The organism is Paenibacillus sp. FJAT-26967, assembly GCF_001541095.1.
Classification (GTDB): Bacteria; Bacillota; Bacilli; order Paenibacillales; family NBRC-103111; genus Paenibacillus_F.
Map to the genome: position 1 here is coordinate 1,266,843 of NZ_LMXH01000001.1, position 22,869 is coordinate 1,289,711.

Genomic DNA, 22,869 nt, shown 5'->3' on the forward strand with positions numbered 1-22,869 from the left:
GAAAAAGAAGGGAGGGGTCTGTGTTGTATGAGCCGTCATACCAGCTATGCCGATTGGAACGGCCAACGAGTCAAGCTTACTTGGACTGCCTCCAGGCAGATTCCGGATCATGCCAAGGTAACGAGCGTTCACGGGGTTTGCTATCATAACGATAAAATCTTGCTGGTGCATGTGCACAAGCGGGGCTTCAATCTTCCGGGAGGTCACGTAGAGGGAAGTGAAACACCGGAAGAGGCTTTTCACCGGGAAGCCATGGAGGAAGGATGTGTCCGGGGGCGGATCGGACTGATCGGCAGCATAGAGGTAAGCCATGAGGAGAATGAACACTTTAGCCCGGACGGGAAATATCCGATGATCGGTTATCAGCTGTTTTACCGTATGGAAATTACCGAATGCCTGCCGTTCACTAGAGCGTACGAATGTTTATCCCGTATCTGGGTGGAGCCGGAGGAGATTCCTTACGTGATTGAAGACCATGGGGTTATTCCAATCATTGTACAAGAAGCTTGCAGAGACCGGTCAAGCGGACAGCTCCTTTAGAAGTGCCGGGGCAATGAAAAGACCGCCTTATGAGCGGTCTTTTTCCCGTAAAGGACGGTAATAAGGATAGTCCATCTTGTCTTGAACCTGAAGCGCGAATTCCGGGCTGGTCAACGTCTCCACCAGAAATAATCCCAAGTCAATCGAAGTGGATACGCCCCCTCCAGTGAAAATACCCCCGTCCCTCACAAGCCGCTCTTGTACGACTTCCCCGCAGTAGGGAGCCAGGAGTTCGTAGGCGGACCGGTTAGTCGTCGCTCTTCTGCCTGTCAGGAAGCCTGCTGCGCCCAGAAGAAGAGCTCCTGTACAGACGGATACTTTGTACTGGGCGGAATGCGCCGATCGGATCCAGGAGACGAATTCGGGATCATGCCTGAGCTGGCGGGTGGACATCCCTCCTGGTATGAAGATCAGATCATATCCGGCAAGGTCCGGGCGGACATGCTTGATTCGGATCGTGAGCCCCCGGTCGTCCGTAATTTCCTCCTGAATGGAGCAGAAATCCCAGCTAACCTTTTCTTTTGCCTGTAAAATGCCCATCCATGTGACGGCTTCCGTAAAGCCGATCAAATCGAGCGACGTCATTCCTTCAAATGCGATAAACGCCATTTTCATCCTTCCGCACCGCCTTCTAATGATTTGTTCACGACAAAAAGTACCGGATCACACGGATCGGGTACTTTGCCCAGGCGTACGGCGGTTATCCGTATGTGCTTCCTCATGGTTCTCCATGCTACGCCAGTCGCACATCGTTTGAATTTTCAATTATTTTACAAGAAGCATAATGAAAATGCAAGCATATTTAAATTGGTATAAGTATAGGCGCCGTTTTATAATAGGAACAAATGAGCTTTTAGCAGATTGGACATGAAACATAGTGATTACGTATAACATTTGTTTTATAAGGCAGGGAGACAGGTTTCTGCTTCTGAACAGGGAAAAGCCAAGCTGGATGGGCTGCTGGAACGGGATAGGCGGCAAGCTGGAAGAAGGTGAAACGCCCAGAGAGTCCATGGAAAGGGAAATTCTCGAAGAAACCGGCATCACGGATTACAAGCTTCACTATAAGGGTCTTGTAACCTGGCTCACAAACGAAGCGGAGATAGGCGGTATGTATTTGTATACAGCTGAGGTAACGGAGGATTTCGTATTTGCCGGGCCTGTGAAGACGGAAGAAGGCATTCTTGACTGGAAAAAGATAGACTGGATTCTGCATCCCCAGAATAAAGGAATCTCCTCCAATATTCCGGTTTTCTTCCCTTATCTGCTGCATGAAGAGGGCTGCTACGACCATTTTTGCGATTACCGGGACGGCAAGCTGGTCAAGCACCAATCCGTCCTGCTGGAAATAGCGGAGGATAGTCTGGAAATGACCGAGTTCTATTTAAGGAATAAAGGGGCTGTATCATTTCCAAATCCATCCTGATCCTTTATACTCTTGTTTAAGACATTCCTTTACCATTTTAAATGACGGTTTACTATGAGGTGGACGATGAAAAAAGTATTATTGTTAGGAGATTCAATCCGGCTCGGGTACCAGCCTCTCGTTAAGGAGAGACTAAGAGGGGAGGCGGAAGTTACAGGGCCCGAGGAAAACTGCCGTTTTGCCAAACACACGCTTTGGGGTGTGAATCTGTGGCTCAAAGAGATTGGCACCCCGGATGTTATTCATTGGAATAACGGGCTTTGGGACCTGCATCATGAAGCGCCTATGGTTGAGGCGCTGACGGCGCTGGATGAATACATAGAAACGCTTAGACGGATCATTAACGAGCTGCATCGTACTGGAGCTCCGATTATTTTTGCGACGACGACTCCTGTAACGCCTGATTATGTAGGGAGAAGCAATGCCGAAATCGACCTGTATAACACAGCGGCCGTTCAACTAATGAACAGGCACGGAATCGAAGTGAATGATCTGAATGCTCTCATTAAACAGAATCTCAGAAGTCATCTTTGTGAAGATAATCTGCACATGAATGAACAGGGGAGTGCGGCATGCGCCGCGCAGGTTGCCTCCGTCATCCGACAATATTTGTAACCGGAATTGCTTGCTCGCGACAAGGAGAATAGAAATGGCTAGAAAGAAAAAAAAGTTCCTGATACGCTTTACGCCGCCACAAGTGCTCGCCCTGGGAATTCTGACGATTATCATAATCGGATCAGTCCTGCTGTCCCTGCCGGCTGCTACCGTCTCAGGCCGGCCGCTGGCCTTCCTGAATGCTTTTTTTACCGCCACTTCGGCGGCTACTGTTACGGGGCTCACGGTCGTTAATACCGGAGCGGAGTTTTCTCTGTTCGGTCAACTGGTCATTCTGGCGCTCGTGCAAGTCGGGGGCCTGGGTTTTATGACGATGGCTACATTGATTGCATTGGTTCTGAGGAAAAAGATCTCTTTGAGGGAACGTCTTCTCTTGCAGGAAGCGATGAATCAAAGCTCTGTGGAAGGCATTGTACGGTTAATCCGCAAAGTACTGACCTACGCGCTGATTATTGAGCTCACAGGCGCTGTTTTGTTTGCCATTCGCTGGTCGTTTGATATGCCGCTGGGCAAAGCCATTTATTTTGGCGTGTTCCACAGTATTTCAATTTTTAACAATGCGGGATTTGATTTGTTCGGCGGCATCCCGGATTCCAAGGGAAGCCTGATGGAATATGTACATGACCCTTTTATTAACATCGTTGCTATAACGCTTATCATACTGGGGGGGATAGGCTTTATCGTGATGGTGGATCTTCTGGATTACAAGGAGACACGAAGGCTTTCCCTGCATTCCAAAGTTGTTCTTTCCGCCACAGGGCTGCTAATTCTGTTAGGATCGATCGTTATTTTTATTTTTGAATTTACGAATCCGAATACTTTGCAGCCGCTCAGTTTTACGAGTAAGCTGTATGCCTCCTTTTTTCAATCGGCCACGACCCGTTCTGCCGGCGTAAATACGATTGATATCGAATCGATGCGTCAGGCTACCCAGTTTTTTATTATTATCCTGATGTTCATCGGGGCAGCTCCCGGTTCCGCGGGAGGCGGAATCAAAATCACGACTTTTGCCATTCTCGTCGGAGCTGTATACGCGATGAGCCGCGGCAAAGAAGAAATTGTCTTCTTCCGTAAAAGACTGGCCAAGGACAGGCTCTACAAGGCAACGACTTTGACCCTCCTTGCCTTGTTTCTGATCATTGTCGGGACCATGGCTCTGTCTGTATTTGAGAGGGCCCCGTTTCTTATCATTATGTTCGAGATTACCTCCGCATTCGGTACGGCGGGCATGTCCCTCGGGTTGACATCTGAATTGTCCGTTCCCGGCAAAATGTTAATGACGGTCCTGATGTTTATCGGCCGGCTGGGTCCGCTTACTCTGGCCTATGCCCTTACTCCTAAGGGAGGCAAGGAGCTGTACCGCTATCCCGAAGGTAAAATCACAATCGGATAAAAGAACGTTCGGATGGCGGAGTAGCCCTTATCATCTGCGGATACCCTAAGATGGCGTTCACTTGAGCACATCTGGAGGGAGGAATCAAGATGTCGGGACAACCGAGTAACCGGGAGACGAATAAATTACCCGGCGGCGATCATCGTCAGCAGGGAATTTATGAAGATGTAACTCCGCATGAGCGTACCGGACTGAGGGCGGATGACTCCGTTCCGGTCTCGGAAGATTCGGATACGGACGTCACGGGAGCGATACAGGAGCAAGATAGACAGAACGTCTGGGGTTAATTGTATATTCCCTGGAGGTGCCGTGCCGGATGAATCTGCTGGATTGGCCTGCCCGGCTCAGCTTGAGCAATTCATACTAGCGCGCGTCTGCTGCCGGGCGCGTGCTTTTTATAAATGCGATGTCCATCACGGTCAGCTGATTTTCTGAAACCGTTGTTCATGAATTGCCGTATGCTCTGGTTGAGTCTGCATGTTTCGTGGTTACAAAAGTAGGCAACGGTTGTTAAGTTTACATAGGAGGAGTTTAAAACTTTATGGCATCTGAAAAAACGAGCGAGAAAACAAACTGGATCGAATTGATCAAAAAAGGGAATGTATCTTCGGGCACGGCCGCAGTCGGGAATGCAGCTATCGCTGTCGCCAAAGGCGTTGCATCCGCCATGACGGGAAGCGGAGCTATGTATGCCTCGATGATGCACTCCATTGCCGATGCGGTCAATCAGGCATTTGTATTTGTAGGAAGCGTGCTTGCCGAGAAGAAGCCGACACGCAGGTTTCCGACGGGATACGGACGCGTTATTAATATTTTCTGCATGATCGCGGTCATGGTCGTAACGTTCATGGCTTACGAAACGATTCGTGAAGGCATTCATCTTCTGCAGCACCCCTCTGAATCCAAAGGCTTCTGGATTAATCTGGTTGTTCTCCTTTTTTCCATCATCGTAGACGGATTGATTCTTTTCAAAGCCATGAAAGAAGTGAACAAAGAAGCGCGTGTGGAAACCAAAGGATTTGCGGGTACAGTCGGAAGCTCTTTCCGTAATGTCAAACGGGCAGCGCCTCCAACCCGCCTTGTTTTTTACGAAGATCTTGTAGCCACTAGCGGCGCAGTGCTGGCACTTATTGCGGTCGTTGTCACAACACTGACGAATTTTGCGGCGATTGACGGTATCTCCAGTATTCTGATCGGGATTCTGATGGTCATCGTAGCGTTCCGAGTAGGATATGATAACATGGTCGGTTTGATCGGTGTATCGGCACCTCCGGATGTGGAGAACAAGGTTGCGGCCATTATTTTCTCCGACTCGAACGTGACGGATATATATACGATGCGCGTCGTACAGGAAGGGCGCTATTATCATGTGGATGGTCTCATTGAGCTGAAGCCGGGGATGACACTTGCCGATGCGGACGACGTTAAGTTAAGAATCCGTGAGAAGCTGCTGGGCGATCCGGATATTGCAGACGTTACCCTGGGTATTCTGGAAGACAACGGAGTGAAGGACTGGGTACCGAATCCTGCCAAATAATTCCCTATCATCAAGCCCGGAAATTATTGTTATTGAACAGGCTGAAATCCCAACCGCAAAGAGGTTGGGATTTTTTTTGTGCCGCTAAACCTGTCGCATCATTCGATCGGCCTTCCCGTTCATCACCTTCTGCGGGTTGATTCACTCTCCAGAGTATAGACGCATATCCTGATAGGGATTCTAGACTAATTGTTAAAGGAGTCAACCTGCCGTGAAACCGAGTTACTTGCTCGCCATTCTAATCTTGTTTATCCTGCTGGTCGCCATTCTTTTAGGGTTTCTATAATGACATATGAACAAACGGCTGCTCTTGCGAAAGACAGCCGTTTTTTTGTTACAGGCTATTACTCAAAAGGAACTTGCAAAGGGCAGCCAGGACAAGTTATTCCTTTTGTTTACCCAAGCTTTTCCTTTCATACCTGCTTGCGGCCCGGACATGCTAAGAATTCAATTAAAGCCGGGAGGAGAGGGGATATCGTGGTCGAAGGGATTGGGGATATTATGCTGCGCTCTCTGGGAGCGATCTTCATGCTGTTCGTGATTACCCGGGTGCTCGGCAAAAAACAAATTTCCCAATTAAGCTTATTTGAATACGTAACGGGTATTACGCTGGGTGAGCTTGCCGGATTCTTATCGACGGATATCGAGGCTCATTATCTCCATGGTGTAGCTGCCCTTAGTTTATGGTTCTTCATCCCGCTGACACTCGAATATACCACTTTGAAAAGCAAGCGGCTGCGTCATTTATTCGAAGGAAAAGGCACGGTCGTGATCCGGCAAGGAAAAATTCTGGAAGATAATTTGAGGAGAGAACGTTATACGGCGGATGAATTATTGGAACAACTCCGGGCCAAAAGTGTATTCAAAGTCGCAGATGTTGAATTTGCCATGCTTGAAGCAAGCGGTGAGCTGAGTATTCTGCTTAAGAAAGATAAGCAGCCGCTGACTGTCGAAGATGTAGGAATTATCAGCGGGCCGGACAGCCTGCCTCATACGGTCATTATGGATGGACAAATAAATGATGAAGAACTGGCGGCATCTTCCCTTTCAAGGGAATGGCTGCACAAGGAATTGGTCAAGCTAAACGCAACCGTAGACAATATTTTTCTTGCTCAGGTAGGAGACAGCAACAAGCTGTATGTGGACTTCTACGATGACGGGAAAGGCCATAAGAAAGAGAAGCCGCAGGCTGAGCTGCTTGCCACCTTGCGTAAATGTACAGCCGATATGGATTCTCTGGCACGGTCAAGCGGAACAATCGAAGCCCGCGTAAATTATGAACAGACTGCGGCGGCGCTCCGGGAGGCTGTGCAGAAGCTGTCCGGCAAAGCCTATAAATAACCGCACAAGATAAAGGGGGTAAATACTGATGGCGAGCAACAAGAAGACAACGACACTTTCCCAGCAGAAATACCAGGAGTTGGCTAAGAAGAATGAACCCAAAAGACCCGTGGTCGCCAATTGTATCCGTGCTTTTATCGTCGGGGGATTCATTTGCATAATCGGTCAGGGCCTGATGATGTTTTTCGAGAAAGTGTTCGGCTTCACGAAGGAAACAGCGTCTAATCCGACTGTAGCTGTTCTTATCCTCATCTCCGTCATTCTGACCTCGATGGGCGTCTATGATAAGATCGCCCAGTGGTCGGGAGCCGGAACGGCCGTACCGGTCACGGGATTTGCCAATTCGATGTGCTCGGCGGCAATTGAGCACCGCAGTGAAGGCCTTGTGCTGGGAACCGCGAGCAATATGTTCAAGCTGGCCGGCTCCGTAATCGTGTTCGGCGTCGTGACCGCTTTTCTTGTCGGTATCTTTACACTGATATTCGGAGGAGGAGCACATTGATTAGTCACAAAGGACAAACCTGGGAATTTCATAATCCTCCGGTACTGATTTCAGCGGCAACCGTAGTCGGGCCCGATGAAGGGCAAGGCCCCCTGGCTAATGATTTTGACTTGATTCACCAAGACAACACGCTTAAGCAGAAAAGCTGGGAGAAAGCCGAGAAAGCGTTAATGGAGGACGCGGCTAATCTCGCCATCAAGAAGTCGGGAATGCAGAAGGACAACATCAATTTTTTCGTGGGCGGAGACTTGATGAATCAGATCATCTCCAGCAGCTTCGCGGCGAGAACCTTGTCTATCCCTTACCTGGGCGTGTTCGGTGCCTGCTCTACGTCCATGGAGAGTCTGGCAATCTCCTCTCTCATGATAGGTACGGGAGCTGCCAAATACGTCCTTAGCGGCACCTGCAGCCATAACTGTACGGTAGAGAAGCAGTTCCGCTATCCCACGGAATACGGCTCGCAGAAACCCCCTACCGCCCAATATACCGTGACAGGTGCAGGGGCCTCCGTAGTAGCGGCGAAGGGAAAGGGCCCTGTGGTGACCTCGGCTACAATCGGCAAAGTCATTGACATGGGAATCACAGATCCTTTCAATATGGGAGCCGCCATGGCACCCGCTGCAGCCGATACGATCGTGGCTCATTTCCGTGATATGAAGCGCTCGCCCGACTATTACGATCTGATTGTAACCGGTGACCTTGCTTCGGTGGGATTCAAGATCGTCAATGAGCTGCTGAAGGAGCAGGGAATGCCGATTCCCAGCCGATTGTTCAGTGACTGCGGCCTGATGATCTACGATATCGAGAAGCAGGGTGTCCAAGCCGGAGGAAGCGGCTGCGGCTGTTCGGCCGTCGTTACATACGGACACCTTCTCAAGCGGATCGAGAAGGGTGAAATCCGGCGTCTGCTCGTCGTCGCCACCGGTGCTTTGTTGTCCCCGCTGTCCTACCAGCAGGGAGAATCTATTCCTTGCATCGCCCATGCGGTAGCAATTGAAAGACAGGAAGGAGCTTAATCATGCAGTTTCTATGGGCATTTCTTATCGGGGGAGCGATCTGTGTCATCGGTCAACTGATGATGGACCTGGGCAAGCTTACACCGGCGCATACGATGACTACGCTTGTAGTGGCCGGAGCTATCCTGGATGGATTCGGCTTATATGACCCGCTGGTCCGATTTGCAGGCGCAGGCGCAAGCGTTCCGATTACAAGCTTCGGGAATGCGCTCGTGCATGGCGCGATCAAGGAGCTGCAGTCAAGCGGCTGGATCGGTGTCATAACCGGTATCTTCAAAGTAACAAGCGCAGGGATTTCATCCGCGATTATTTTCTCTTTCCTGGCGGCCTTGTTCGTCAGGCCCAAAGGATAAATTGGGAGATGCGGCCCGGCTTCCCGTTAGAATAAGCGTCCCGGTTCGATTTCTGGAACCGGGACTTTTTGCGTACGGGGAACAATGCGAATATCCCGCGGTTTTACAATATCCCACGAAGTGTGGGATTTTCTTAAAATTCAGGGGGGCATTATTGTACACGCTTTCGACTTTCCTGTAATATAAAAACTAGCACTTCCACTACCTTTTACCCGAAGGAGGATTTACGAAGTATGGCTGCTGTGTCCCAACCCAGAATGAATGAAATTACACAAATTAGATCCAATCTGGAATCATGTATATTAGGTAAAAGTGAAGAGGTTATGCTGCTGTTAACCGCACTTCTTGCAGGAGGCCATGTCCTGCTTGAGGACGTTCCCGGTACGGGGAAGACGGTACTCGTCAAGTCGCTAGCGCGTTCGATTCAAGGACAATTCCGGCGCATTCAGTGCAATCCCGATCTGCTGCCGACCGATATTACAGGTGTATCCATCTACCATCCGAAGAAAGAGGCTTTCTTTTTCCGGCCCGGCCCGATTATGGCCAATATTCTGCTGGTCGATGAAATAAACCGGGCGACTACGAAGACCCAATCGGCTTTACTAGAAGCGATGGAGGAGCATCATGTTACGGTGGATGGGGAAATTTACCCGCTCCCACGGCCTTTTATGCTGCTCGCTACGCAGAATCCGATAGATTTTGAAGGCACTTATCTGCTTCCGGAGGCCCAGCTGGACCGCTTCATGATCAAATTCAGTCTAGGCTATCCCGATAGTGCGACAGAACTAGAAATGATATCTTCGCAGAGCCGGGTTCACCCGGTAGAGCAGCTTCAGCAGGTGGTAAGCGTAGAACAAGTTCTTGCCATGCAGGATGAAGTGAGGAGTCTTTATCTTGATGACGCCATTGCCCGCTATCTGGTGGATATAACTCGCGGTACACGGGAGCATCCGGCTGTCCATCTGGGCGCGAGTCCCCGTGCGACGCTTGCGCTTGTTCAGGCGTCCAAAGCCTATGCATACTTGAACGGCCGGGATTATGTGCTCCCCGACGATGTGAAATACTTGGCCCCTTATGTGCTCGGGCACCGGCTGATTCTTACCTCGGAGGCCCGCATGGAAGGAGAGACACCACGATCCGTGTTCGAATCGGTAATGGCGCGCACCAAGGTGCCGGTCCGTCTGGAGAAGGCAAGATGAAGCGTTTTACCCCTTCGGCCACCCAAAAGAGCAGACAGGCGACATTAATTCTGGGCTTTCTGCTGGTCATGAGCTTCCTGTTCATATTATTCCAGGGAGGCAAGCTGGCCTCGATGCTTTTTGTCATCTTGAGTCTACTGACGGTATACCTTGTTCTGGGCAAATGGAGCGGAATCCGGCAGGCAGAGGCTCATAGAGAAATCATGACGGCAGACGGAACAGAGAGAATTCAAGCCGGTCAGTCGATACAAATCAAGCTGCGCATCCACGTGCCCGGCGTCTGGCCGATTCCTTATTTGCTTGTTAAGGACGAGATGATCCGCGGCAATAAGGAGAAAATGGGGATGAAAGGTTCTGTAGTCCTCAATTGGATGCGCAAAGGGGAATTTGTGTATAAAACCCCGCCGCTTCGCCGCGGCCACTACAGCATGAAGAAAGCCGAGTTCGCTACGGAGGATGTATTCGGCTTGTACGAACATACCGGAACGGTGGATCTCCCGTACAGTTTCGTCGTGCACCCACAGACAATTGAGATCCGCAACTGGGCGCAGTTTTCCCATTCTCCCCGGGGATCGAGGCACCATTCCGTTACTGCCCGCATGCAGCGGGAAACGACTCAGATCAACGGAGTCCGCGAGTACATCCACGGAGACCGGTTGTCCCGCATTCACTGGAATGCGACCGCGAGAACGGGCAACTGGAGATCCAAGGAGTTCGAGAGAGAGACTTTGCCGAAGATGGTCATAATCATCGACCGTGCCCGCAGCAGTTACCGGGCGCAGGCTGATTTTGAACTCGCCGTATCGGCAGCGGCCTCCCTGCTTCAGTTCGGCGCCCAGCGCAATATCGCTGTAGGCTTATTATCTTCGGGCAAGGACACTTACATGGCCCTGCCTAAGACAGGAACCCGTCAGGCCGAGATTCTCATGGACCACCTTGTAGAGGTGGAAGCTGACGGCAGCCGGACCCTGCAGCAGGTTATTAGCAATACTAAAGAGCTGTTCTCTCCCGGTACGCTTGTGATTTTCGTAACGCCCCGCAGAGGGACAGACACGCTGGCTCTTCTGCACAGCGCGGAGAAGCAGCGCATGCTTGCTTGTCATCTGTGTGCAGAAAGCATCAAAGATGCCTCAACCGATCGCTGGATGCGGGAAATCCACAAACAGGGCTTTATGGGCTATGCAATCCAATCGTTAACGGATCTGCCTGCCGCTTTAGGGGGTGCACAACCGTATGCATAGGCTCTGGAGAATAATCCGATGGCTGGCCGGCACGGAGGGCACTCAGAAAATTATGTCCCTGCTGGTTCTGCTATTCTTATATCAGTTTGTTGGCTGGATTCGCCAGGAAGAGGGCATGTGGCTTCCCGAAACCGTCACCGCCGTAGTATGGACCTTATTTGCCGTCTGTTTTACGTATTTCATCCCCAAGTTGTATTATCTTGTACGTGAACTTTTGCAAATTATTCTTGTTCTTCTTGTTCATGCCGTTGTTCTCGAGTATCAGTTCGTTCCCTTATCCCAAGTAGATTCCATGACCACATGGCTTCAAGCCAATGTGTCGCAGCTTGTGCCGTATATATGGTTCGGCCTTGCTGCCTGGTGGGTTTTCCTGATGATGATGTGGGCTGTCCGTACAAAACTCGGCGTATCTTTTGTTGTTATTTTGTCTATATTATTCTTCGCCGTCCGGGATTCGTTCAGTGTCTTGCTGCTCTGGCCACAGGTGGCAACGATTATCTTCTGCGGTTTGTGCATGCTGATCGTGCGCCATCTCGCCAATCTGAAGAAAAAAGCGCCGGAGAGCTGGGACAACCTGGCCGAATACCCCGGTCCGCTGATTGTTCCTGTCATTCTGATCATTGTCATAACGTTCTCAATGGGGGCGATCGTTCCTGCTATCGATCCCATACTGACCGACCCGTATACAGCATGGAGGCAGTTTAAGGGGGATAAGGTTTCTTTCCTTCCCAGCAGCGACAATTCCGGGAGAGCCGTTATTCCGGAAGCATCGGATCCGCTTCTCAAATCGTCCGGTTACAGCCGTAACGATGCTCAGCTAGGCGGCCAGTTCCAGTATGACTACTCGCCGGTTTTTAATGTAGAGACGAGTGCAAGAACGTATTACCGCGGAGAGACCCGAGCTTTGTATACCGGATCAGGCTGGGAAGCCAGCAGCGGGGATAAGCGTGCCAGGTCCGTCACAGTCGGAACGGACGGCAAGCTGGCCCCGGACCCGGCAGTGGATACCTCTAAGCTCAAAACCAATAAAATTAAACAGACGATTACGATGCGCAATAACGATGTATATCCGGTTCTCTTCGGCGCTTTTCCGATGGCTCAGGTCACTTTACTTGAGTATACCGGCAAAGAAGGCGCAGACCCCAGCCAGCCTGTGCCCGATCAGCACAACAAACTGCGCTGGTCCGGTCGCCAGAGCGAGCTCCGTTTTAACACCAGAACGAATTACCCCCGTCAATATGAGCTGGTGTCGGAGACACCGATGCTGGATCTGGACGGGCTTAAGAAAGTAGATATGGACAAACTGGACAAATCACAGTGGCAAGAATATTTGCAGCTGCCGGATAAGCTGCCGGATCGGGTTGTCCAGCTGGCCCGGGATACCACGAAGAACGAAACGACTGCTTACGGCAAAGTCCGTCAACTGGAAATGCATCTCTCTACTAAATATCCGTATACGAATACACCGGATGTATCCAAAGGAAAGAGCAGCGATTTCGTAGACCGTTTCCTGTTCGAAATCAAAGAAGGATACTGCGATTATTACTCGACCTCTATGGTCGTTCTGACCCGTTCATTGGGAATACCTGCCAGATGGGTGAAAGGTTATGCATCCGGTACATCCAATGAAGCATCCACGATGGGCTATATCCGGGGTGCCATGTCCGATCCCGATGCGGGGGGGACTTACAGTATCCGCAATTCGGATGCTCATTCCTGGATGGAAGTGTATTTCGAGGGTTACGGTTGGCTTCCTTTTGAGCCGACTGCCGGATTTTCCCTGCCTCAGAACTATTACACGGAACCGGCTGCTTCTGCGGAAGCGCCAGATGCGAATCCGGAGGCATCCGGAACATCGGATGCGGCGGGCGCCTGGTCATGGTTGAAATACATGGCATACGGCCTCTGCGCTGTGGTGCTGTTAGTCGCTATCATTGTCACTCTGATCCGCGTGTTCACGGGCAGAAATGTCTTGAGCCGATTTAGCCGCGGCCCCCGCGCCGATAACTATGCACAGAGTATCGTGCAAGAAGTAAACCGGCTGCTCCGGTACAGCAAGCGCAAAGGCTACGTGCGCTACGAACATGAAACGATCCGGGAGGCTGCTGCCCGGTGGAATACGCAGAGCTACTGGCTTGCTCCGGAGCTGGCACCTGTACTTGACCTGTTCGAGAAAGCCAAATACAGCCGTGCATCCGTAACGGAGGAAGATCTGGTAAAGGTGCAGCAAAGTGTCAAGACGCTGCGGGCGCAAATGAAATAATGCCAGAGAGCCTCTAGGGGCTATTGGAAGCCGCTTCCTTCTATGGATGGAAAGCGGCTTCCTCTTTTTTTATGCGGAAATTCTTTCATTCAGCATCTGCGGGTGGAACCGTATTCTGCGGGGTGCTGTATGGATGGCTCCGTTATAAGGGAAAGCTACTGAAAGACCGTTCTTTATCAGATGCTCCATCCCCTTCATGCAGGTTACGGCGGCCTTTTTCTTTTTGCAAGGAATTGGACATGTATGGTATAGTTCCTATAGATTCGAAAGAGGTTGGGGTGACGATGTTTGTTTAAAAAACTGGTACCGAGGCAGTTCGCACAGACGATCTATGATATTAATTTGGAGGAACTGTGGCGGAACGGAATTCGCGGGATCATTACGGACCTCGACAATACACTCGTAGGAGCGAAAGTGGCAGACGCTACACCGGAGCTTATTAATTGGCTTGGTAATGTAAAGCAGCTCGGGTTTAAGGTGGTCATTGTTTCCAATAACCAGGAACTCCGTGTCTCCGCATTTGCACTCCCGCTATCCATTCCATTCATTCATGCCGCGCGCAAACCGACGAATAACGCCTTCCGTAAAGCACTGGCATTGATGGACACTACGGCTGAACAGACCGTTGTAATCGGTGATCAGATGCTGACTGACGTACTTGGAGGAAATCGGCTCGGCTTATATACCATTCTTGTAGCGCCGATCGCCGTGAATGATGAAGGTTTCTTTACACGAATCAACCGGCGCATCGAGAAGCTGGCCAATAACTACATCTCGAAGAATAAATAAAGCTTTCCTTCACGGGAAAGCTTCACTTTGCTTGCGGGGGGAATTCAGGTTCTCCTGCTGTAAACTCAAGGAGGACACATGAACGAGGAAGAGATGAACCATTGCGGAGGCTGCGGTGCAAAGCTGCAGCAAGAGGACCCGAGCGCAACCGGGTATGTGCCGGAGGAAGCGCTGCAGAAAGAACCGATTATCTGCCAGCGCTGCTTCCGCATTAAGCATTATAATGAAGCATCGAGTGTTACGCTGAACCAGGATGATTTTCTGAAGCTGCTCGGTCATATCGGGCATAAAGAGGCCCTGGTCATCAATATTGTCGATATTTTCGATTTTGAGGGCAGCCTTATTAGCGGCTTGGCGCGTTTTGTCGGCGGCAATCCGATTGTGCTCGTCGTTAACAAAATCGACTTGCTTCCCAAAGTGACCAACTGGAACCGGATCGTGAACTGGGTCCGCAGGCTGGCCAAAGAGCAGGGGCTAAAAGTTGTCGAAGTCGTCCTGTGCAGCGCCAAGAAGAACATAGGGTTCGACCGGGTTATTCAGGCGGTTGAACAATACCGCGATGGCAAGGATGTGTATGTGGTCGGTGCCACCAACGTGGGTAAATCTACTTTGATTAACCGGCTGATTTCGGATTACAGTGATCTGGAGGCTGAATTGACGACGTCCCACTACCCGGGTACGACGCTCGGTACGGTCGAAATTCCACTTGATGACGGACGGAATATTATTGATACACCCGGCATCGTTTATCAGCATCGTCTGACGGAGCTGGTATCGAAGAAGGACTTGGGCAAAATTATGCCGGGCAAGCCGCTCAAACCGATGGTCTATCAGCTGAACGAAGGCCAGACCTTGTTCTTTGGTTCGTTCGCCAGGTTTGATTTCGTACGGGGTGCGCGTCAGTCGTTTACCATTTATGCATCCAATGCCGTACCGCTGCACCGCACGAAGCTGGAGAAAGCGGACGAGCTGTATGCCAATCATAAGGGAGTTATGCTTGCGCCTCCTTCTGAGAAGGACTTGCTCGAACTGCCGCCGCTGGCGAAGCATACGCTTCATATCCAGAAGGGCAAGAGCGTGGATGTGCTTATTTCGGGCTTGGGATGGATCAAAGTAAACAGTGAAGCGGGAGCGGAGCTTGCCGTTCATGCTCCCAAAGGTGTCAAAATCATTCAACGCGATTCCTTAATTTAAGGCGGTATGCCTTAAGTTTTGCAAGTTAATGAGGTTCGCGAAACTGAATTTTCAAGGATCAGGATGTACGGGGGAGATATAGATCATGGTGGAAAATCTGTCTTTGGACAGTAACACGGTCCTTTATGGGGTTTTTGGCGATCCGGTGCGCCATTCCCGTTCACCGATTATGATGAACCGCGCTTTCAGCGAAGCCCGGATTAACGGCGTATACGCGGCGTTCCATGTTATGCCGGATCAGCTCGAGCGGGCGGTTAACGGAATCCGCTCGCTGGGATTCCGCGGTGTGAATGTAACCATTCCGCATAAAGTCAATGTAATGAAGTATCTGGATGAAGTCGACGCGGATGCTCAAGCACTCGGCGCCGTTAATACCATTGTGAATAACCAGGGCCGGCTAACCGGTTACAATACGGACGGCATCGGTTATGTCCGCTCCCTTAAAGAGGAGACAGGACTTAATCTGGAAGGGAAAAAAGCATTGATTATCGGTGCGGGCGGCGCAGCCAGAGGGATCGCTTTTGCCTTGGCCAAGGAAGGCTGTTCGTTCATCGCCATCGCTAACCGGACCGTGGAGAGAGCGCATGAGCTGGCTTCCGCCGTACGTAACCGTACTAGTGCGGTGGGCATGGGTCTGCATGATTTGGGGGATATTATTCATGATGTCGACCTCATCATCAACTCCACCTCATCCGGTATGCATCCGAACGTTGACGAACTGCCGGTGCAGCTCGGCGGCCTCAGGCTCCGGGACGGGGTTATCGTGAGTGATCTGGTGTACAATCCCCTCGAGACGCGCTTTTTACGGGAAGCGGGAGAACGGGGTGCTATCACCCACGGCGGTCTCGGCATGTTTATTTATCAAGGAGCTTACGCGTTCGAATATTGGACCGGTGTTCCGGCTCCTGCCGCAGCGATGCGTCAGGTTGTAGAGCAATCATTTATTAAGAATTGAGGGAATTTTTTATATGCTTACTGGGAAACAAAAAAGACATCTGCGTGCGCTTGCACATCATTTAACGCCTATTTTTCAAGTGGGCAAAGGCGGAGTTAATGAACATTTGATCCAGCACATCGAGGATGCGATTGAGAGCCGCGAGCTGATCAAGATATCGGTGCTTAACAATTACACGGAAGATTGCAAAGAAGTGGCGAGGGAACTGGCGGAAGGCTCAGGGGCTGAACTTGTACAGACAATCGGAAGAACAATTGTGCTGTACAAGGAATCCCGCGATAACAAACAAATCGTGCTGCCGAGATAACCGCCGGTTGTGCCGGGCAGGAGATGTGGATATGAGAATTGGAATCATGGGAGGGACATTCGATCCCATTCATACCGGTCATCTGGTTGCAGGGGAATGTGCGCGGTCTGCTTGCGGTCTGGACGAGGTCTGGTTTATGCCGGCCAATGTGCCGCCGCATAAACCGAATGCGCCTAAGGCTTCGGCCGGGCAGCGGTGGGAGATGGTGTGCCGGGCGGTAGCGGATAATCCCGCTTTTAGGCCCTTGGATTTCGAGCTGCGCAAAGGCGGAGTTTCTTATTCGATTGACACGATCAAGCTGCTCCGGCAGCAGCATCCTGAGCATAGGTTCCAGTATATCATCGGCGCGGATATGGTGGAGTACCTTCCGGAGTGGCATAAGATTGAAGAGATTATGGGGCTGATCGGATTTATCGGTCTTCAGAGACCGGGCTACGAGCTCGATTTGGATGTCCTGCCGTCCTATATACGCTCAGGAGTGAGCATAGCTCCAATGCCTCTGCTCGATATATCTTCAACCGATATCCGCGGCCGCAGGAAAGAGGGGCGTTCAATCCGCTATCTCGTTCCTGCTCCGGTACATGAATATATCGAGGGGAATGATTTATATGGACCGTGAACAGATGATCCGGATTGTGCGGGAGAACATGCCCGAAAGACGCTGGAAGCACACCTTAGGTGTGATGGAAACCTCCGTTATTCTGGCCCGCTTATATGGGGAAGATGAGAATCGCGCGGAAACGGCAGCTATCCTTCATGATGTATGCAAGTTTTGGCCGGTTGAGAAGCAGGCCGAGACGGTCCGCGAAAGCGGCACTGATACGGATGTGCTCGACTTCGACAAAGAATTGTGGCATGCTCATGCAGGAGCCTGGATCGCCGCCAAGCAGTTCGGTGTGGAGGACGAAGAAGTATTGAATGCCATTCGTTACCATACATCGGGAAGAGAAGACATGTCGAAGCTGGAGAAAATCGTGTGCTTAGCGGATTATATAGAGCCAAGCCGGGATTTTCCGGGTGTGGACGCAATACGCAAGCTGGCCGAAACAAGTCTGGAGCAGGCTTTAATCGCCGGCTTTGACTCGACGATCTCCTTTTTACTGGCCAAAGGAAAGCGTATTTACCCCCTCACGGTACTGACGCGGAATCGTTTAATCCGTGAATTAGAGGTGTAAGGAAAAGGAAGAGCTGCTGCTCAAGATCAGTCTCTGTCTATAGACAAGACTTGCCGATAGAAGCCTGACCCAGAACGAACAAGAGATTGCTTAACGAAACAACATGAAGGAGATGATGGGATGAAAATAAGCCCCGAACAACTGATGAATATGGTCGTGGATGCGGCCGAAGACAAAAAGGCCATTAACGTGGTGGCACTGGATTTGCAGGAAATTTCCCTGGTTGCCGATTATTTCGTTATTTGTCACGGTAACTCGGAGACGCAAGTGCAGGCTATCGCAACTGAAATCCGCAAGCAGGCTAACGAAAAAGGCGTTACTGTCCGTGGTATTGAAGGATTCAATACTGCAAGATGGGTGCTGGTTGACTTGGGAGACGTAGTGGTTCATGTCTTCCACAGAGATGACCGGGAGTATTACAACATTGAACGTCTGTGGTCTGACGCGAGGGTTGTGGAACGCGTATGAATCTTGAAGCCGGAACACTCGTAACACTCGATGTGGCGCGGGAAGTGTCTCCATACGGGTATTTTATGACCGATGGAGAGCGCGATGTTCTGCTGCATTACACGGAGACGACAACCAAAGTAGCGCCGGGTGACCGTCTGGAGGTCTTTCTTTATTACGATACGGAAGACCGGCTTGCGGCGACGATGCACCGGCCGATGCTCCTTCTGGGAGAGCTTGCCCTGCTCGAAGTGGTCGATCTTCATCCGCGTTTCGGTGCTTTTCTGGAGATGGGGATAGGCCGCAACCTGCTGCTTCCCTTCAAAGAAATGCCGGAGCTCGAAGAGCTGCGCCCCCAAGTAGGGGACCGGATCTATGTCACGATGGATCATGACCGTCAAGGACGGCTGGTTGCCCGTCTTGCAGGAGAAGAAGTGCTGATGAACGAATGCTTCCCTGCTCCGCAGACATGGAGAAATCAATGGAAGAACGCGCGCGTCTATAAGCCGCTGCAGATGGGCACTTTCGTCGTGGTAGACGGAGGCGTGGTCGGATTCGGGGCCATCGGCCTTATCCCTGCTTCCGAGCGTGACCGGCTGCTGCGTGTCGGTGAAGAAGTAAGTGTTCGTGTCACCTACATCAGAGAAGACGGACGGATCAACTTGTCCATGCGTCAGCCTAAGGAAAAAGGGCGCGACCTAGACGCCGAGCGCATTCTGGAAGTGCTCCGTGAGCGGCCCAATGGAGCCATGCCTTATTCGGATCAGACCGGAGCGGATGTCATTATGACGAAGTTCGGTATCAGTAAATCCGCATTTAAGCGTGCTCTGGGCAAACTTATGAAGGACGGCCTCGTTTACCAGAAGGAAAACTGGACGTGCCTGAAGCAAGAGGAGAACTGAGAATGTCCTATCAGGATTTTGCCTATACGTATGACCGGCTGATGGAAGACATGCCTTACGAGGCCTGGATATCTTTTGCCAAAAAAGCTTGGGCAGCGTATGGAATTCAGCCTGAAACCGTCGTGGATCTCGGCTGCGGAACGGGGAATATATCCATTCCGCTGGCGAGAGACGGCTACAAAGTAACCGGGATCGACCTCTCGGATGACATGCTGGCTGTTGCGCAGCACAAGGCGGAGCGGCAGCGTGAGACAGGCCCGGGGATCCTGTGGCTCCAGCAGGATCTGCGGGACTGGGAACTTCCGCAGGATCAAGGGGCGGATACCGTTGTTTCCTTCTGTGACTGTTTCAATTACCTGCTGGAGGAAGAAGATATCCTGCAAGCTTTTGAGCAGGCTTTTCAAGGACTCCGCAGCGGCGGGGTGTTTTTGTTTGATGTACACAGCCCTGCTCAATTCGCGGAGTATGCGGCTTTGCAGCCATTCGTATTCGATGAGGAAGATATCGCTTACTTGTGGACGTGTGAACTGGATGAAGAGCGTACGGAGATCGAGCATGCCTTAACGATTTTTGTCCGGGAGAATTCTGCCGGGTCAGCGTCAGGCGAAGCTTTATTCCGCCGTATTGAGGAGACTCACCATCAGCGGGCGTACGATCCTCGGAGGATGCTGGATATGCTGGCTGCGGCAGGTTTTACCGATTTGCAGATTAGTGCGGATTTTGAATGGCAGGAGAAGTTGACTCCGGATTCGAGGAGACTTTTCTTTTCGGCCCGTAAACCCTAGCACTCCGGTGTAGAGGGATACTTGACAAGATACGTACAAATTGCCTATAATCATTACAAATTTGTATTCGTACCCGCTTTGAAGAGGACCAGTATTTTGCATGTATATCACAGAGAACCGGCGGATGGTGTGAGCCGGTATATGCAGCAGAAGAACTCACCTTGGAGCCGGAAGGCGAACGGCAACTCCCACCAATGACCGAACTGGAAGCATGTCCTTACAGCGGCGGAAGAGAAGGCAGGGAGATGTCCAGTAACCGGACCGTTTAGCCCGCGTTAAGGGATCGAGTGAGCACAGGGCAAAGAATGCCCGGTGTTAACTAGGGTGGTACCACGGGAATATATAACCTCTCGTCCCTAGCCAATAGAGCTAGAGGCGGGAGGTTTTTTGATTGTCAATGAATGTCAGGAGGAACGGATTATGGCTCAAGAGAAAGAACAACAAGGATACAATCCCCAGTTTATTGAACCGAAATGGCAGCAGTATTGGGACGCTAACAAGACGTATGAAACGAAGGATGAACCCGGCAAGCCGAAGTTTTATGCGTTGGATATGTTTCCTTATCCCTCCGGCGCAGGTCTTCATGTAGGGCATCCGGAAGGTTATACGGCTACGGATATCGTATCCCGTTATAAGCGCATGCGCGGATTTAACGTCCTGCATCCGATGGGCTGGGATGCGTTTGGTCTTCCGGCTGAGCAGTATGCCTTGGATACAGGAAATGACCCCCGTGATTTTACGAAGAAGAATATCGAGACGTTCCGCCGTCAAATCAAGTCATTCGGTTTCTCTTATGACTGGGACAGGGAAATTTCCACGACGGATCCGGAGTATTACAAATGGACCCAGTGGATCTTTATTCAATTGTACAAAAAAGGCCTGGCCTATGTGGACGAAGTGCCGGTTAACTGGTGTCCGGCGCTTGGAACGGTTCTGGCGAACGAAGAAGTTATTGACGGATTAAGCGAGCGCGGCAGCCATCCGGTGATTCGTAAACCGATGCGTCAATGGGTGCTCAGAATTACCGAGTATGCCGAGCGCCTGCTTGATGATCTGGAGGAACTGGACTGGTCCGAAAGCATTAAAGACATGCAGCGCAATTGGATCGGCAAATCCAAAGGCGCCGAAGTGACGTTCGGCATCGAAGGTCACGATGCAGATCAGTTGACCGTATTCACGACCCGCCCGGACACGCTGTTCGGAGCTACTTATTGCGTACTGGCTCCTGAGCATGAGCTTGTCTCCCGCATTACGACTTCCGCTCAGGAAGCCGAAGTAAAAGCGTATCAGGAGAAAGCCTCCCACAAGAGTGACCTGGAGCGTACGGATCTGGCTAAAGAAAAGAGCGGCGTCTTTACAGGAGCTTACGCGATTAACCCTGTTAACGGTCAGAAGCTGCCGATCTGGATTGCCGACTATGTGCTTGCGGGATACGGAACCGGGGCCATTATGGCCGTTCCGGGACATGACGTGCGCGACTGGGAATTCGCCAAGCAGTACGGACTGCCGATCATAGAAGTTGTCCAGGGCGGCAATGTAGATGAAGCCGCATACGACGGCGAAGGGATTCATGTGAATTCCGGCTTTATCGACGGACTGGGCAAAGAAGAAGGCATTTCACAAATGATTGCCTGGCTCGAAGAGCATGGCAAAGGCAAGGGCAAAGTAACTTACCGTCTTCGTGATTGGCTCTTTAGCCGCCAGCGTTACTGGGGCGAGCCGATTCCAATCCTTCATCTGGAGGATGGCACGATGAAGACCGTTCCGGAAGACCAGCTTCCGCTGCTGCTTCCCGAAATGGACAACATCAAACCGTCCGGCACCGGAGAATCTCCGCTCGCTAACGCAACGGATTGGGTGAACACCATTGACCCTGAGACAGGTATGAAAGCACGCCGCGAGACGAATACCATGCCTCAATGGGCCGGAAGCTGCTGGTACTACCTGCGCTTTATTGATCCGCGTAACGATGAAGCTATCTGTTCACCCGACAAGCTGAAAGAGTGGCTCCCGGTTGATCTTTACATCGGCGGCGCGGAACATGCGGTTCTTCATTTGCTTTATGCGCGCTTCTGGCACAAAGTTTTGTATGACATCGGTGTAGTCACGACCAAAGAGCCTTTCCACAAGCTGGTTAACCAAGGAATGATCCTCGGGGAGAACATGGAGAAAATGTCCAAATCGCGCGGGAATGTCATCAACCCCGACGTGATTGTGAATGAATACGGCGCGGATACACTGCGTTTGTATGAAATGTTCATGGGTCCTCTGGAAGCTACGAAACCGTGGAATGCAAACGGGGTGGAAGGTTCTTACCGTTTCCTTAACCGGGTATGGCGCCTGTTCGTCGATGAGAATGGAGCGGTAAACGGCAAAATCTCGAGTGATGACAACGCATGTGCAGATGCCTTCAAGAAGACGTGGCACCGCACGATTAAGAAAGTCACGGAAGACTATGAAGCCCTTCGTTTCAATACCGCCATCAGCCAGATGATGATTTTTGTAAACGAAGCTTATAAGACGGAACACCTGCCGGTTGCCGCCATGAAGCAGTTTGTGCAGCTGCTTTCCCCGATGGCTCCCCATATTGCGGAAGAGCTGTGGGCCAAACTCGGAGGCACCGAATCTATTACTTATGAAGCCTGGCCGGTGTATGAAGAGGCGTGGACCGTGGATGACGAGGTGGAAATTGTTGTTCAGGTCAACGGCAAAATCGCCGATCGCGTTAAGGTTTCCAAAGATTTGGATGAAGCCGGCATGCAGGAGCTTGCGTTTGGTCTGGACAAAGTGAAAGAACTGAGCGCAGGCAAGACAGTCCGCAAAGTGATCGCGGTTAAAGGCAAGCTGGTTAACATTGTTGTCGGTTAGTCGGTGTCTGAAACAGTAACA

The 22,869-nt window shown here is 51.1% G+C and carries 24 protein-coding genes, 1 riboswitch and 1 other annotated feature; of the genes, 23 read left to right on the forward strand and 1 reads right to left on the reverse strand.

The window, feature by feature from the left end:
* Positions 1-27: 27 nt before the first annotated feature.
* Positions 28-540 carry an NUDIX domain-containing protein gene (locus AR333_RS05570; protein ID WP_068774295.1) on the forward strand — a complete coding sequence of 171 codons (513 nt, stop codon included), beginning with the start codon at positions 28-30 and terminating at the stop codon, positions 538-540.
* Positions 541-567: 27 nt separating this feature from the next.
* Here AR333_RS05570 and AR333_RS05575 read toward each other — a convergent pair whose 3' ends face one another.
* Positions 568-1,155, reverse strand: coding sequence for a DJ-1/PfpI family protein (locus AR333_RS05575; protein ID WP_068774296.1), 588 nt, complete (start codon positions 1,153-1,155; stop codon positions 568-570).
* Positions 1,156-1,216: 61 nt separating this feature from the next.
* Positions 1,217-1,296, reverse strand: a riboswitch (ZMP/ZTP riboswitch).
* A gap of 121 nt (positions 1,297-1,417) precedes the next feature.
* Here AR333_RS05575 and AR333_RS05580 point away from each other — a divergent pair.
* The 22 genes from AR333_RS05580 to leuS all read left to right on the forward strand — a co-directional run bounded on the left by AR333_RS05580 (position 1,418) and on the right by leuS (position 22,848).
* A complete protein-coding gene (locus AR333_RS05580; RefSeq protein WP_068774297.1) occupies positions 1,418-1,966 on the forward strand; it encodes an 8-oxo-dGTP diphosphatase in 549 nt (182 codons plus the stop codon).
* Positions 1,967-2,032: 66 nt separating this feature from the next.
* Positions 2,033-2,581, forward strand: coding sequence for an SGNH/GDSL hydrolase family protein (locus AR333_RS05585; protein ID WP_068774298.1), 549 nt, complete (start codon positions 2,033-2,035; stop codon positions 2,579-2,581).
* A gap of 34 nt (positions 2,582-2,615) precedes the next feature.
* Positions 2,616-3,974 carry a TrkH family potassium uptake protein gene (locus AR333_RS05590; RefSeq protein ID WP_068774299.1) on the forward strand — a complete coding sequence of 453 codons (1,359 nt, stop codon included), beginning with the start codon at positions 2,616-2,618 and terminating at the stop codon, positions 3,972-3,974.
* Between the two features lie 89 nt (positions 3,975-4,063).
* A complete protein-coding gene (locus AR333_RS24910; RefSeq protein ID WP_068774300.1) occupies positions 4,064-4,261 on the forward strand; it encodes a hypothetical protein in 198 nt (65 codons plus the stop codon).
* Positions 4,262-4,515: 254 nt separating this feature from the next.
* Positions 4,516-5,511: a cation diffusion facilitator family transporter gene (locus tag AR333_RS05600; protein WP_068774301.1), complete on the forward strand. Its 996-nt coding sequence runs from the start codon at positions 4,516-4,518 to the stop codon at positions 5,509-5,511.
* A 477-nt stretch (positions 5,512-5,988) separates the two neighbouring features.
* Complete coding sequence (locus AR333_RS05605) at positions 5,989-6,852, forward strand: DUF421 domain-containing protein (RefSeq protein WP_253735729.1); 864 nt, start codon at positions 5,989-5,991, stop codon at positions 6,850-6,852.
* 28 nt (positions 6,853-6,880) lie between these two features.
* Complete coding sequence (spoVAC, locus tag AR333_RS05610; protein WP_068774302.1) at positions 6,881-7,354, forward strand: stage V sporulation protein AC; 474 nt, start codon at positions 6,881-6,883, stop codon at positions 7,352-7,354.
* The gene (gene spoVAD, locus AR333_RS05615) at positions 7,351-8,370 is read left to right on the forward strand and encodes a stage V sporulation protein AD (protein ID WP_068774303.1); all 1,020 of its coding nucleotides are present in this window, start codon (positions 7,351-7,353) and stop codon (positions 8,368-8,370) included. Before spoVAC ends, spoVAD begins: the two co-directional genes overlap by 4 nt.
* Positions 8,371-8,372: 2 nt before the next feature.
* On the forward strand, positions 8,373-8,723 hold the full coding sequence (gene spoVAE / locus AR333_RS05620; protein WP_068774304.1) for a stage V sporulation protein AE: 351 nt from the start codon (positions 8,373-8,375) through the stop codon (positions 8,721-8,723).
* A 233-nt stretch (positions 8,724-8,956) separates the two neighbouring features.
* Positions 8,957-9,922 (forward strand): MoxR family ATPase, encoded by a 966-nt coding sequence (locus AR333_RS05625; protein ID WP_068774305.1) that lies wholly within the window; start codon positions 8,957-8,959, stop codon positions 9,920-9,922.
* Positions 9,919-11,163 carry a DUF58 domain-containing protein gene (locus AR333_RS05630; RefSeq protein ID WP_068774306.1) on the forward strand — a complete coding sequence of 415 codons (1,245 nt, stop codon included), beginning with the start codon at positions 9,919-9,921 and terminating at the stop codon, positions 11,161-11,163. The genes AR333_RS05625 and AR333_RS05630 overlap by 4 nt, the downstream gene beginning before the upstream one ends.
* Positions 11,156-13,426 (forward strand): transglutaminase domain-containing protein, encoded by a 2,271-nt coding sequence (locus AR333_RS05635; RefSeq protein WP_068774307.1) that lies wholly within the window; start codon positions 11,156-11,158, stop codon positions 13,424-13,426. Before AR333_RS05630 ends, AR333_RS05635 begins: the two co-directional genes overlap by 8 nt.
* Before the next feature lie 288 nt (positions 13,427-13,714).
* The gene (locus AR333_RS05640) at positions 13,715-14,215 is read left to right on the forward strand and encodes a YqeG family HAD IIIA-type phosphatase (RefSeq protein WP_068774308.1); all 501 of its coding nucleotides are present in this window, start codon (positions 13,715-13,717) and stop codon (positions 14,213-14,215) included.
* Positions 14,216-14,293: 78 nt separating this feature from the next.
* On the forward strand, positions 14,294-15,409 hold the full coding sequence (yqeH, locus tag AR333_RS05645; RefSeq protein ID WP_068774309.1) for a ribosome biogenesis GTPase YqeH: 1,116 nt from the start codon (positions 14,294-14,296) through the stop codon (positions 15,407-15,409).
* 85 nt (positions 15,410-15,494) lie between these two features.
* Positions 15,495-16,364, forward strand: a complete 870-nt coding sequence (aroE, locus tag AR333_RS05650; protein WP_068774310.1) for a shikimate dehydrogenase — start codon at positions 15,495-15,497, stop codon at positions 16,362-16,364.
* A gap of 13 nt (positions 16,365-16,377) precedes the next feature.
* Positions 16,378-16,671 carry a ribosome assembly RNA-binding protein YhbY gene (yhbY, locus tag AR333_RS05655; RefSeq protein WP_068774311.1) on the forward strand — a complete coding sequence of 98 codons (294 nt, stop codon included), beginning with the start codon at positions 16,378-16,380 and terminating at the stop codon, positions 16,669-16,671.
* Between the two features lie 31 nt (positions 16,672-16,702).
* Positions 16,703-17,290, forward strand: a complete 588-nt coding sequence (gene nadD, locus AR333_RS05660) for a nicotinate-nucleotide adenylyltransferase (RefSeq protein ID WP_068774312.1) — start codon at positions 16,703-16,705, stop codon at positions 17,288-17,290.
* On the forward strand, positions 17,280-17,846 hold the full coding sequence (gene yqeK, locus AR333_RS05665; RefSeq protein WP_068774313.1) for a bis(5'-nucleosyl)-tetraphosphatase (symmetrical) YqeK: 567 nt from the start codon (positions 17,280-17,282) through the stop codon (positions 17,844-17,846). The genes nadD and yqeK overlap by 11 nt, the downstream gene beginning before the upstream one ends.
* A gap of 120 nt (positions 17,847-17,966) precedes the next feature.
* Entirely contained in the window at positions 17,967-18,314 is a 348-nt protein-coding gene (gene rsfS / locus AR333_RS05670; RefSeq protein ID WP_068774314.1) for a ribosome silencing factor, read from the forward strand.
* A complete protein-coding gene (locus tag AR333_RS05675) occupies positions 18,311-19,195 on the forward strand; it encodes a S1 RNA-binding domain-containing protein (RefSeq protein ID WP_068774315.1) in 885 nt (294 codons plus the stop codon). The genes rsfS and AR333_RS05675 overlap by 4 nt, the downstream gene beginning before the upstream one ends.
* A 2-nt stretch (positions 19,196-19,197) precedes the next feature.
* Entirely contained in the window at positions 19,198-19,980 is a 783-nt protein-coding gene (locus tag AR333_RS05680) for a class I SAM-dependent methyltransferase (protein WP_068774316.1), read from the forward strand.
* A 69-nt stretch (positions 19,981-20,049) separates the two neighbouring features.
* Positions 20,050-20,341: a binding site (T-box leader), on the forward strand.
* A gap of 59 nt (positions 20,342-20,400) precedes the next feature.
* Positions 20,401-22,848 (forward strand): leucine--tRNA ligase, encoded by a 2,448-nt coding sequence (gene leuS / locus AR333_RS05685; protein ID WP_068774317.1) that lies wholly within the window; start codon positions 20,401-20,403, stop codon positions 22,846-22,848.
* The last annotated feature ends 21 nt before the right edge of the window (positions 22,849-22,869 follow it).

Coding starts and splice junctions, on each gene's coding strand:
- AR333_RS05630 (WP_068774306.1), top strand. CDS start 9,919: ATGAAGCGTTTTACCCCTTCGGCCACCCAAAAGAGCAGACAGGCGACA.
- AR333_RS05570 (WP_068774295.1), top strand. CDS start 28: ATGAGCCGTCATACCAGCTATGCCGATTGGAACGGCCAACGAGTCAAG.
- AR333_RS24910 (WP_068774300.1), top strand. CDS start 4,064: ATGTCGGGACAACCGAGTAACCGGGAGACGAATAAATTACCCGGCGGC.
- aroE (WP_068774310.1), top strand. CDS start 15,495: ATGGTGGAAAATCTGTCTTTGGACAGTAACACGGTCCTTTATGGGGTT.
- AR333_RS05575 (WP_068774296.1), bottom strand. CDS start 1,155: ATGAAAATGGCGTTTATCGCATTTGAAGGAATGACGTCGCTCGATTTG.
- AR333_RS05625 (WP_068774305.1), top strand. CDS start 8,957: ATGGCTGCTGTGTCCCAACCCAGAATGAATGAAATTACACAAATTAGA.
- nadD (WP_068774312.1), top strand. CDS start 16,703: ATGAGAATTGGAATCATGGGAGGGACATTCGATCCCATTCATACCGGT.
- rsfS (WP_068774314.1), top strand. CDS start 17,967: ATGAAAATAAGCCCCGAACAACTGATGAATATGGTCGTGGATGCGGCC.
- AR333_RS05680 (WP_068774316.1), top strand. CDS start 19,198: ATGTCCTATCAGGATTTTGCCTATACGTATGACCGGCTGATGGAAGAC.
- yqeK (WP_068774313.1), top strand. CDS start 17,280: ATGGACCGTGAACAGATGATCCGGATTGTGCGGGAGAACATGCCCGAA.
- AR333_RS05600 (WP_068774301.1), top strand. CDS start 4,516: ATGGCATCTGAAAAAACGAGCGAGAAAACAAACTGGATCGAATTGATC.
- spoVAE (WP_068774304.1), top strand. CDS start 8,373: ATGCAGTTTCTATGGGCATTTCTTATCGGGGGAGCGATCTGTGTCATC.
- AR333_RS05590 (WP_068774299.1), top strand. CDS start 2,616: ATGGCTAGAAAGAAAAAAAAGTTCCTGATACGCTTTACGCCGCCACAA.
- AR333_RS05675 (WP_068774315.1), top strand. CDS start 18,311: ATGAATCTTGAAGCCGGAACACTCGTAACACTCGATGTGGCGCGGGAA.
- spoVAC (WP_068774302.1), top strand. CDS start 6,881: ATGGCGAGCAACAAGAAGACAACGACACTTTCCCAGCAGAAATACCAG.
- AR333_RS05585 (WP_068774298.1), top strand. CDS start 2,033: ATGAAAAAAGTATTATTGTTAGGAGATTCAATCCGGCTCGGGTACCAG.
- yhbY (WP_068774311.1), top strand. CDS start 16,378: ATGCTTACTGGGAAACAAAAAAGACATCTGCGTGCGCTTGCACATCAT.
- yqeH (WP_068774309.1), top strand. CDS start 14,294: ATGAACGAGGAAGAGATGAACCATTGCGGAGGCTGCGGTGCAAAGCTG.
- leuS (WP_068774317.1), top strand. CDS start 20,401: ATGGCTCAAGAGAAAGAACAACAAGGATACAATCCCCAGTTTATTGAA.
- AR333_RS05635 (WP_068774307.1), top strand. CDS start 11,156: ATGCATAGGCTCTGGAGAATAATCCGATGGCTGGCCGGCACGGAGGGC.